Genomic DNA, 8973 nt, shown 5'->3' on the forward strand with positions numbered 1-8973 from the left:
TCTCCAGGGTTGGGGTTGGCTTGGTGCGCGTCACGCCGCCGTGTCGGCCAGCAGGCTCGACGCGAGCGGACAGAACGCATGCGAGATCGCGTCGACCGTCCAGTCGGGGCTTTCGGCGTCGAACCGGCGGTCGACCCAGCCCCAGTGATACGGATGCATCAGGTATTCGCCGAGCAGATCGCCGACCTGCTCGAATTCCTGCTGCCATACGTGCGTCCATGCGCCGGGCGTCACGATCCGGCTCAGGCGCCAGTTGCGGATGCCGCGCATGAACGCGGGCATCTGCAGCAATTCGTGCTCCAGCGACGCGACCTGTGCTTCGCTCGCCTGCGGCCGCACGCGCAGCATCAGCGTGCGCCAGATGCCGTCGCGTAACGCCGGTTCGCGCAGGCCGCCGCCGATCGCACGGCAGGCCGCGCCGTCGATGCGGGCTATGCCCGGCAGTCGAGCCAGCGCTGCGAAATCCGCTGCGGAATCGACCGCCCGTTCGTCGCGCAGCACGTCGAGCGTGTAGTCGCCCGCGCCCCAGCTACCTTCCAGATTGCGTGCGAGCGCCACGCGGGTTGCGCCGGGCAACGCCTGCGCGGCCTCGCGCAATGCATGCTCGATTGCGCCGCCGTCGCGATCCGCCGAAACGAACACCTGTGCCGTGTCATGCCGCATGGTCGACCTCCGTCAGCGCGGGCAGCGGTGCATCGGCGTCGGTCATCACGTGGCGGCGGCGCGCATCGCACAGCCCGTCGACCGCCATCCAGAACGCGACCACGTCGCCATCGGTCAGCGCGCGCATCCGGTAATAGGCCGGCGCATCGTCGACCTGCCACGTCAGCCACAACGTGCTCGGCTGCCCCGGCACCGCGACGGGCGGCGACACCCAGCGGCCGGCCGCCGTCAGCCCGCGCGCCGCGTGGCCCGGCAGGTAACGGTCGCGCAGCAGTGCAAGCACGTCGGGAATGCGCTCGGGCGCGAGCGTGATTTCATCTACGATCTGGATCATTCGCGTGTCGTCCGTGGTCGTTCATGGCGGGATGCGTGGCCGGCCTACGCCGTACCGGCGAGGCCGAAGGCGGCCGGCGTGACTAGCATTCTTGCGTGGCGACGGTTCACGGACCCCTATCGGCCCGCTCACCGGCCCCTGTCGCAACGATCAGAACGGGAGACACATGAAACAGCGCGCCATGCCGTCCAGCGGCCGGGTCCTGCCGGGGCTCGACGCGCGCCTGCTGAGCGAACTCACACGCAGCGGCGCGCCGCCGGCCGATCGCGATACGCAGCCGCGGCAAGATGCGACGACGACGCGCGGCTTCGTCGCGCTGTACCGCGACGCGATCGAGCGGCTCGAGGCGCAGGTCGCGCGCGGCAACGGCCATCCGCCGATGCGCAAGCAGGAAGTCGACCTGATGTGCCGCTGCCTGCTGAGCTGTGCGACGCTCGCCGACGCGATCCGCTGCGCGCGCGACTTTTGCGAGATGCTGACGCCGCGCGCCGGCGCGCTGTCGCTCTCGGTTCGCGACGCTCGCGCGACGTTCCGGATGGACTCGCTGCGCCGCACGCGCAGCCCGGCCGCGTGCCTCGTCGACCTGACGGGGCTGTTCTGCTATCTGCAGCTGTTCGGCTGGCTGATCGGGCAGCCGCTGCGGCCGGACGAAGTCTGGCTCGGCCATCCGCGCCGCGACGACGCGATGCCGCTGCTCGGCTTGTTCAACGCGCCGGTCGACGTCGGCCGGAAAACCTACGGCTTCTCGTTCGATGCGGCGCGGCTCGACAGCCGCGTGATCCGGCAGCCGGGCGAACTCGACGCGTTTCTCGTCGATTTCCCGTTTCGTCTGATCGATGCGGCACCGGCCGTCGTGTCCTGGGCGCAGCAGGTGCGCGGTTTTCTCGATGCGGCGCTCGCGCGCGAACAGGCGCTGCCGGTGCTCGCGGAACTGGCTGCGTGGCTCGGCGTCAGCGAGGCGACGCTGCGGCGCCGGCTGGCAACCGAAGGCAGCGGATATCACGTGCTGCGCGAACAATGCCTGGCCGACGCGGCACGGCGATGCCTGTACGAGACCGACTGGCCGGTGACGCGCGTGGCCGCGCATCTCGGCTTCGGCGGCGAGGAGGCGTTCCGGCGCGCATTCGTGCGCTGGACCGGCGTCGCGCCGAGCCGGTTCAGGCGCGATCGCGCAGCCTCGAACCCACCTGTTTCGTCTGACATGAAACGTGACGCCGGCACATAAAAGAAAGGATTTCGAAAGTTTTTACCGGGCAATGACGTTTTTTCGCATCCCCGCTTGACCGAAGAATTGACGTGCCGGAGTGCGCGCCATTACGCTTGCGCGCTGATGGTTCCCGGAGACGGGATCAAAAGGGAACGCAGGAGAGGCAGCGCCTCGAATCTGCGGCTGCCCCCGCAACTGTGAGCGGCGAATTCGTGCCACTGCGTGCCACTGGGAAACCGGGAAGGCCGGCACGAATGACGACCCGCGAGCCAGGAGACCTGCCATCGACCCGAGGTCCAAGCAGCCGCACCGGGCGGGGTGTCCCGATGCGCCAAGCACCGCCATTGGCGGTCGCCCGTTGCATGGACGGCCCGACCTCAGGATCCTTCAGATGTCCTTCGTTCCCGAATCCGCTTCCCCACCGGAAGCGTCGCACCGGCACGCTGCCGGCAGGCGTGGCCCGCCCGTGCGCATACGGCTTGCGCCATCGATCGCGTCGTCCGGCATGTGCCGCGCCTGCACCCGCGACGGCCCGCCGCGCGGCCCGGCCACGCCATGATCCAGAAAAAAACCGGCCGGCCCTGCCCGCCCCCCGCACACGATCGCTGTACGCGCAACACGCACACTCTCGCTGCCTCATGAACATTCGTTACCTGCTTGCCACATCCGCCGCCACCGCGCTGCTTTCCCCGATCGCCCATGCCGCCGGCGACGCAGCGCTTCCGCAGCCGTCCCAGCCCGCGGAAGGCGCCGACCTGCCGACGATCAGCGTGACCGACACGCGGCACCTGCCGGAATCGTTCGACCGGCGTTATGCGTCAACGCAGGTGCTCACGCGCGAGGATCTCGACCGGCTGTCGCCGAGCGACCCGAGCATCACGCAGGCACTCGCGACGCTGCCGGGCGTCACCGTTTCGCAGAGCGGCGGCCCCGGCTCGTCCTCGTCGGTCAGCATTCGCGGCTCGTCGGCCAGCCAGGTCGCCGTGTTCATCGACGGCATCCGGATCGGCTCGCCGACCACCGGCATCGCGCCGTGGGCCGACCTGCCGACCGAAGCGTTCGAACGCGTCGAAGTGATTTCGGGCCCGGCCGCCGCGTCGTTCGGCGCCAATGCGATGGGCGGCGTCGTGCAGCTCATCACGCGCCGTGCGTCCAACCAGCCGAACCAGACCACCGTCTCGTTCGGCGGCGGCTCGAACAAGACGTTCGACACGCAGTTCCGCACGTCGGGCACCGTACCGTCGACGGGGCCGCTTGCCGCGCTCGGCGGCCTCACCTATTCGCTCGGGCTGCACGACTACAACACGGCCGGCATCGATGCGACGCGGCCCTTCTTCTCCGGTCACGAGGCCGGCCGCAATCCGTATCACGCGCAGGATCTCGATGCGCGCCTCGGTTACGCGCGCGACAACTGGTCGATCTCGACGTTCGCGCTGTATCACCGTTCCGATCTGTCCTTCGACAACCTCGGTTATGCGAACCGCGAGCTCGATCACCAGTTGACGACCGGTGTCGCGTTCCATCTCGACATCACGCCCGACACGCAGTTCGACCAATCCTTCGGTTATGCGAACGATCGCCAGTTCATCTACGCGGACAACCCGGCCCTCGCGACCGACCAGATCAATTCGCAGCGCTTCAGCATCTCGACGTCGCTGACGCATCAGGAGCACGGGTTCCGCCTGTTCGGCCTGCCGCTGTCGGGCGAGTCGAAGCTGGCCTACGACTTCACGCGCGAACAGGTGTTCCTGCCGATCGACATTCCCGGCGGCGTGCCGACGCGCAACGACTCCGCGTTCTCGCTGCATCAATCGGCCACGCTCGGCAGCGTGACGATGTTCCTCGCGGGACGTCACGAAATCATCGCCGGGCAATCCGTAAACACGGGCAACGCCGCGCTGTCGTGGGCAATCACGCCGGTCTATACGGCGCGCGTGTCGTACGGCAATGCGTACCGCCTGCCGAGTTTCAACGACCTGTACTACCCCGGCTACGGCAATCCGAACCTCAGCCCGGAACGCAGCACGTCGGTCGAGGCCGCGATCGACGCGAACACGTCGTACGGCACGTTCACCGCCGCGATCTACGACACGCGGGTCAACAACCTGGTCGCCTACAACCCGGCGACGTTCTCGCCGATGAACATCGGCCGCTCGCATATTCGCGGCATCGACCTGTCGTACAAGGGAACGATCGGCCGCTCGACGCCGGTGAGCCTCGCGGTCGGCATCCTGAATCCGCAGGACGAGACCAACCAGACCTGGCTCAGCCGCCGGCCGCGCCAGACGGTCAGCCTCAACGTCGACCACACGTGGGACGAACTGCACCTGCACGCGCTGAGCACCGGCGCGTCGCTGCTCTATGGCGGTTCGACGTTCGACGACCCGGCCAACACGCAATATTTGCCGTCGTACCTGACGGTGAGCCTGCGCGCGTCGTACCGGATCAATTCGCACCTGACAGTGTCGGCATCGCTGTCGAACCTGTTCGACCGCCAGTACATGACCGCGTACGGCTACAACACGCTCGGACGTACCGCGTTCGGCAAGGTCAGCTACACGTTCTGACCGCCCCGTGCATCGGCGCCTGCGTCGCGGGCGCCGATGCGTATCGGTGCAACCGGCTCGCGTGGGAAATTGACATCGCCGCAAAAACTAATAGAATTAGTTTTTTGACTAACCCACATAGCATCCGTCATGGCACGTGCCGGCATTACCGTAGACAGGCTCGTCGAAGCCGGCGCGCAGCTCGCCGATGAAACCGGCTTCGAGCAGCTCACCGGCGCGGCGCTCGCGCGGCACTTCGACGTCAAGCTGGCCAGCCTGTACTCGCATATCCCGAGTTTCGACGATCTCAAGAGCCGGATCGCGCTGTTCGCGCTGAAGGAACTCGCCGATCGCGCGACCGACGCATTGGCCGGCCGCACCGGCAAGGACGCGCTGGCCGCGCTCGCGAACGTCTATCGCGACTATGCGCGCGAGCACCCCGGCCGCTTTGCGGCCGCGCGCCACCCGGTGAGTGCGGAACGCGCCGCGGAAAGCGCGGGCGGCCGGCTCGTCAGGATGACGTCGGCGGTGCTGCGCAGCTACGACATTCCGGAAGCCGAACAGGCTCATGCGATCCGCTTGCTGGGCGGCTTCTTCATGGGCTACGTGACGCTCGAAAGCGCGGGCGGTTTCTCGCACAGCGCGCCGGATTCCGACGCGTCGTGGTCGCGCAGTCTCGATGCGCTGGACGTGATGCTGCGTCACTGGCCTTCGGCCGCATGACACGCCGAACGGAAATCCCGCGATGAAAGACAAACCTGACGGCGTCGTCCTGCCGAGCCGTGTCGTTCCCTTCCCGACCTCGATCAGCGACGCAGCGCGCACCGCGTTGCAACGGCTGGTCGGCGACGACGGCGTGCCGCTGAACGCGCGGCATGTGATGCCGGCGCCGGACGATGTCGACGCCTGGCTGCGTGTAAAAGCGGCCACCGATGCGCACTACGCGGCCGCCGTCGAGCAGCTCGGCGGGTATCTGCGTTCGAGCGTGGCAACGATCCGGGCCGGCGACGCGGACGTGCATGTCGCGACGCCCGGCGCGCCGGCTTCCGGCGAATGTGCGTACATCGACCTGCATGGCGGCGCGCTGATCTTCGGCGGCGGCGCGGCGTGCCGGGCCGGCGCGCGGATGCAGGCCGACCGGCTCGGCATTCGATGCTACGGCGTCGACTACCGCCTGCCGCCCGAGCATCCGTATCCGGCCGCGCTCGACGATTGCATCGCGGCGTATTCATACGTGCTGGAGCGCTACGCACCGGAAAACATCGTCATCGGCGGCCGCTCGGCGGGCGGCAACCTCGCCGCCGCGATGGTGCTGCGCGCCCGCGACGAAGGCTTGCCGCTGCCGGCCGCGCTGGTGCTGCTGTCGCCGGAAGCCGACCTGACGGAATCCGGCGACAGCTTCGAGACCAACCGGCTCGTCGATGTCGTGTTGCCGGCGTCGCTGATGCCGAACAACCTGCTCTACGCGAACGGTGCCGATCTCGCGCATCCGTATCTGTCGCCGCTGTTCGGTGATTTCGCCGCCGGTTTTCCGCCGACATTCATCCAGAGCGGCACGCGCGACCTGTTCCTGTCGAACGCCGTGCGCCTGCACCGCGCGTTACGGCGCGCGCAGGTGCCGACCGAGCTTCATGTGTTCGAAGGGATGCCGCATGGCGGGTTCATGGGCGCGCCGGAAGACATGGAACTGAGCCAGGAGATCGCGCGTTTCGTGCGTGCGCATTTGCAGGCGTTGAATGCCGCCGAGGGCGTTCGATCGAACGGCGCCCCACCGCAGGACTAGACCAGGCCGCGCACGCCCGCGACCAGCTGGATCGCACCGAATGCCGCGATGACGACGGCCGATACGCGCGACAGCCCATGCATGAACGCGAACGACATCTTCGTGCGCAGCGCGGCGGTCGCGCTGCTCAGGCACAGCCACCAGGTCGCGGAACCGATGAACACACCGGCGACCATCAGCGCCACGGCCGGCCACATCGCGCCGTCCCGCGCGCCCGACAGCGGGCCCAGTGCCGCGAAAATGCCGACGAACGACAGGATCGTCATCGGGTTCGACAGCGTGAGGCCGAACGTCGTCAGGAAGTCGCGCAGGACGGTCGTGCGCGGCAGGTCGCGCTGCATCGCCGACGCGGCCAGCGCCTGACGCGCGATGGTCCAGGCCAGCCACACGAGAAACGCGCCGCCGCCGATTTTCAGGCCGATGGTCAGCATCGGGAAGGCCGTGACGATGCCCGCGATGCCCAGTGCGCCGAGCAGCCCGTAGATCGCATCGGCGCACGCGGCACCGACGCCCGTCGCGAATCCCGCCTGAAAACCGCGGCTCAGGCTGCGCTGTATGCACAGCATGCCGATCGGGCCGACCGGCACCGCGATCGACAGCCCCATCACGACGGACTTGATGAACAGCATCGCCTGCTCCTTGCGACTTTCAACGGGTGGAACAGGCATCGTAGGGAAAGTCCGGTCATCGCTGAATGCGGTTTTTAAGGAAAAATGACTGCTCCACCTTAAAAAATCCCGCTGCGATGGATGAACTGGACTGGAAGGTACTGGCACTGATGCAGGCCAACGGCCGCATCAGCTATACGGAGCTGGCGCGCCAGGTTCACCTGTCGGTGCCGGCGGTGACGGAGCGCGTGAAGCGCCTTGAAGCGGCCGGCGTCGTCGACGGCTACACGGCCCGGATCAATCCGGCCGCGGCCGGCTATCCGGTGAGCGCGCTGATCGGCATCACGGTGCCGCAACCGGCGAAAGCGAAATTCCTCAAGTTGCTGGAGACGATTCCCGAAGTCGTCGAATGCCATCACGTGACGGGCGCGGACTCGTATGTCATGCGGTTCGTTGCCGTCAGCATGGCCCATCTCGAACAGCTGATCGAGCGCATCAACCTGTACGGCGAAACGCGCACATCGATCGTGATGTCGACGCCGCTGCCGGCGCGCGGGCTGGCGCGGCCGCCGTCGAAGCTCGACGGTAGCCGCGGGTGACGCGTCGATCGGCCGTTGAATCGGTCGTTGAATCTTCGCTGCAAGCGTAGCCGCCGCCGGACCGTTCGATCCCGCAGACGGCATCGCCCGGCCTGCCGCGCGCGATCGTCCGGCCGGTTGGCCGGCGGGACGATCCGACGAGACCGGCTATTTGCCGGCCACGCCGCCGAGCAGGCCGCCCACCAGCGACGTCACCGGCGCGAGCGGATTGCCGAGCGCGCCCAACGGATTGCCGCCCCCCGTGCCGGTCGCGGAGCCGCCGTGCACGGCCGCCGGCATACCGCCGACCACGCTCGTCACCAGGCCGGCGATCGGCACCGCGCCGTTCGCACCGCTCGGGTTCACGAGCCCGCCCACGTTGGTCACCGTATTGCCGACCGCACGGACGAGTTCACCGACACCGCTCACGACCGGCTGTGGCGACGCCGATGTCACCTTCCATCCGGCCGACGTGATTGCCCCGCCGATTTGCCCGAGCAGGCCGGCGACCGGCTGGCCGAGGCCGGTTGCGGTGCCGACCTGTTGCGTGAGCTGGCCGGCCGTCGTCACGAGCGGCGTGATCGCCGTGCTGAGCGCCTGGGTCGCCTGCTGGACCGGGCCCGACGACAGCGCCGAGCCGAGCATCGTGCCGCCCGACTTCAGACCGCCGGCCACCGTGTCGAGCAGGCCACCGACCGGCGTCGTGAGCGGCGCCAGCGGCGACAGCGGGCCGGAGCCGAGCGCCTTCACCGTGTCGGCGAGACCGCTGACCGGATTACTGGTCGAGCCGACGATCGTGCCGAGGCCTGCGACCGTCGAGCCGACCGGGTTCGTCGTGAAGCCCATCTGACCGATGCCGTTGCTCACCGCGTTCGACGTATCGCGGATGAGCGTGCCGGCGCCGGTGACCGTGTTGGCAAGCCCGGTGGTCACGCCCTTGGTTCCGCCCGGAGGGCTTGCGCCGGCGATCGTGACGCCCACATCGGTGACGACCGAGCCGACCGAGCTGATGATGCCGTTCGTGCCGGGGGTGCCGCTTGTGCCACTGCTGCTCGTGCCGCTGCTGCTCGTGCCGCTGCTGCTCGTGCCACTGCTGCTTGTGCCGCTGCTGCTCGTGCCGCTGCTGCTCGTGCCGCTGCTGCTCGTGCCGCTGCTGCTCGTGCCACTGCTGCTCGTGCCACTGCTGCTTGTGCCACTGCTGCTTGTGCCGCTGCTGCTTGTGCCGCTGCTGCTCGTGCCACTGCTGCTTGTGCC

Annotated in this window: 9 protein-coding genes and 1 riboswitch; of the genes, 5 read left to right on the plus strand and 4 right to left on the minus strand. The window is 68.2% G+C overall.

The window, feature by feature from the left end; all coding sequences use genetic code 11:
• Nucleotides 1-30: 30 nt before the first annotated feature.
• Both VL15_RS36190 and VL15_RS36195 read right to left on the minus strand, forming a co-directional pair.
• Nucleotides 31-663: a Dabb family protein gene (locus VL15_RS36190; RefSeq protein WP_048251585.1), complete on the minus strand. Its 633-nt coding sequence runs from the start codon at nt 661-663 to the stop codon at nt 31-33.
• A complete protein-coding gene (locus tag VL15_RS36195) occupies nt 653-997 on the minus strand; it encodes a hypothetical protein (protein ID WP_048251586.1) in 345 nt (114 codons plus the stop codon). The genes VL15_RS36190 and VL15_RS36195 overlap by 11 nt, the downstream gene beginning before the upstream one ends.
• Before the next feature lie 166 nt (nt 998-1163).
• Here VL15_RS36195 and VL15_RS36200 point away from each other — a divergent pair, with 166 nt between their 5' ends.
• The 4 genes from VL15_RS36200 to VL15_RS36215 all read left to right on the plus strand — a co-directional run bounded on the left by VL15_RS36200 (nt 1164) and on the right by VL15_RS36215 (nt 6533).
• A complete protein-coding gene (locus tag VL15_RS36200) occupies nt 1164-2222 on the plus strand; it encodes a helix-turn-helix domain-containing protein (protein WP_048251587.1) in 1059 nt (352 codons plus the stop codon).
• A gap of 89 nt (nt 2223-2311) precedes the next feature.
• A riboswitch (cobalamin riboswitch) is annotated at nt 2312-2505 on the plus strand.
• Nucleotides 2506-2842: 337 nt separating this feature from the next.
• The gene (locus tag VL15_RS36205) at nt 2843-4771 is read left to right on the plus strand and encodes a TonB-dependent receptor domain-containing protein (RefSeq protein ID WP_048251588.1); all 1929 of its coding nucleotides are present in this window, start codon (nt 2843-2845) and stop codon (nt 4769-4771) included.
• A 129-nt stretch (nt 4772-4900) separates the two neighbouring features.
• Complete coding sequence (locus tag VL15_RS36210; RefSeq protein ID WP_048251590.1) at nt 4901-5473, plus strand: TetR/AcrR family transcriptional regulator; 573 nt, start codon at nt 4901-4903, stop codon at nt 5471-5473.
• Between the two features lie 22 nt (nt 5474-5495).
• Nucleotides 5496-6533 (plus strand): alpha/beta hydrolase, encoded by a 1038-nt coding sequence (locus VL15_RS36215; RefSeq protein ID WP_048251591.1) that lies wholly within the window; start codon nt 5496-5498, stop codon nt 6531-6533.
• Here VL15_RS36215 and VL15_RS36220 read toward each other — a convergent pair.
• Nucleotides 6530-7162, minus strand: coding sequence for a LysE family translocator (locus tag VL15_RS36220; RefSeq protein WP_048251593.1), 633 nt, complete (start codon nt 7160-7162; stop codon nt 6530-6532). The genes VL15_RS36215 and VL15_RS36220 overlap by 4 nt on opposite strands.
• A gap of 116 nt (nt 7163-7278) precedes the next feature.
• Between VL15_RS36220 and VL15_RS36225 the strand changes: the two genes are divergently transcribed.
• Nucleotides 7279-7740 (plus strand): Lrp/AsnC family transcriptional regulator, encoded by a 462-nt coding sequence (locus VL15_RS36225; RefSeq protein ID WP_048251595.1) that lies wholly within the window; start codon nt 7279-7281, stop codon nt 7738-7740.
• Nucleotides 7741-7887: 147 nt separating this feature from the next.
• On the opposite strand, the gene VL15_RS36230 is transcribed toward VL15_RS36225, so the two are convergent.
• Nucleotides 7888-8973, minus strand: a 1086-nt coding sequence (locus VL15_RS36230; RefSeq protein ID WP_048251598.1) for a collagen-like triple helix repeat-containing protein, incomplete at its 5' end; no start/stop codon positions are given.

The sequence above is a fragment of the Burkholderia cepacia genome (assembly GCF_001039005.1).
GTDB lineage: Bacteria > Pseudomonadota > Gammaproteobacteria > Burkholderiales > Burkholderiaceae > Burkholderia > Burkholderia theae.

Coding starts and splice junctions, on each gene's coding strand:
- VL15_RS36190 (WP_048251585.1), bottom strand. CDS start 663: ATGCGGCATGACACGGCACAGGTGTTCGTTTCGGCGGATCGCGACGGC.
- VL15_RS36195 (WP_048251586.1), bottom strand. CDS start 997: ATGATCCAGATCGTAGATGAAATCACGCTCGCGCCCGAGCGCATTCCC.
- VL15_RS36200 (WP_048251587.1), top strand. CDS start 1,164: ATGAAACAGCGCGCCATGCCGTCCAGCGGCCGGGTCCTGCCGGGGCTC.
- VL15_RS36205 (WP_048251588.1), top strand. CDS start 2,843: ATGAACATTCGTTACCTGCTTGCCACATCCGCCGCCACCGCGCTGCTT.
- VL15_RS36210 (WP_048251590.1), top strand. CDS start 4,901: ATGGCACGTGCCGGCATTACCGTAGACAGGCTCGTCGAAGCCGGCGCG.
- VL15_RS36215 (WP_048251591.1), top strand. CDS start 5,496: ATGAAAGACAAACCTGACGGCGTCGTCCTGCCGAGCCGTGTCGTTCCC.
- VL15_RS36220 (WP_048251593.1), bottom strand. CDS start 7,162: ATGCTGTTCATCAAGTCCGTCGTGATGGGGCTGTCGATCGCGGTGCCG.
- VL15_RS36225 (WP_048251595.1), top strand. CDS start 7,279: ATGGATGAACTGGACTGGAAGGTACTGGCACTGATGCAGGCCAACGGC.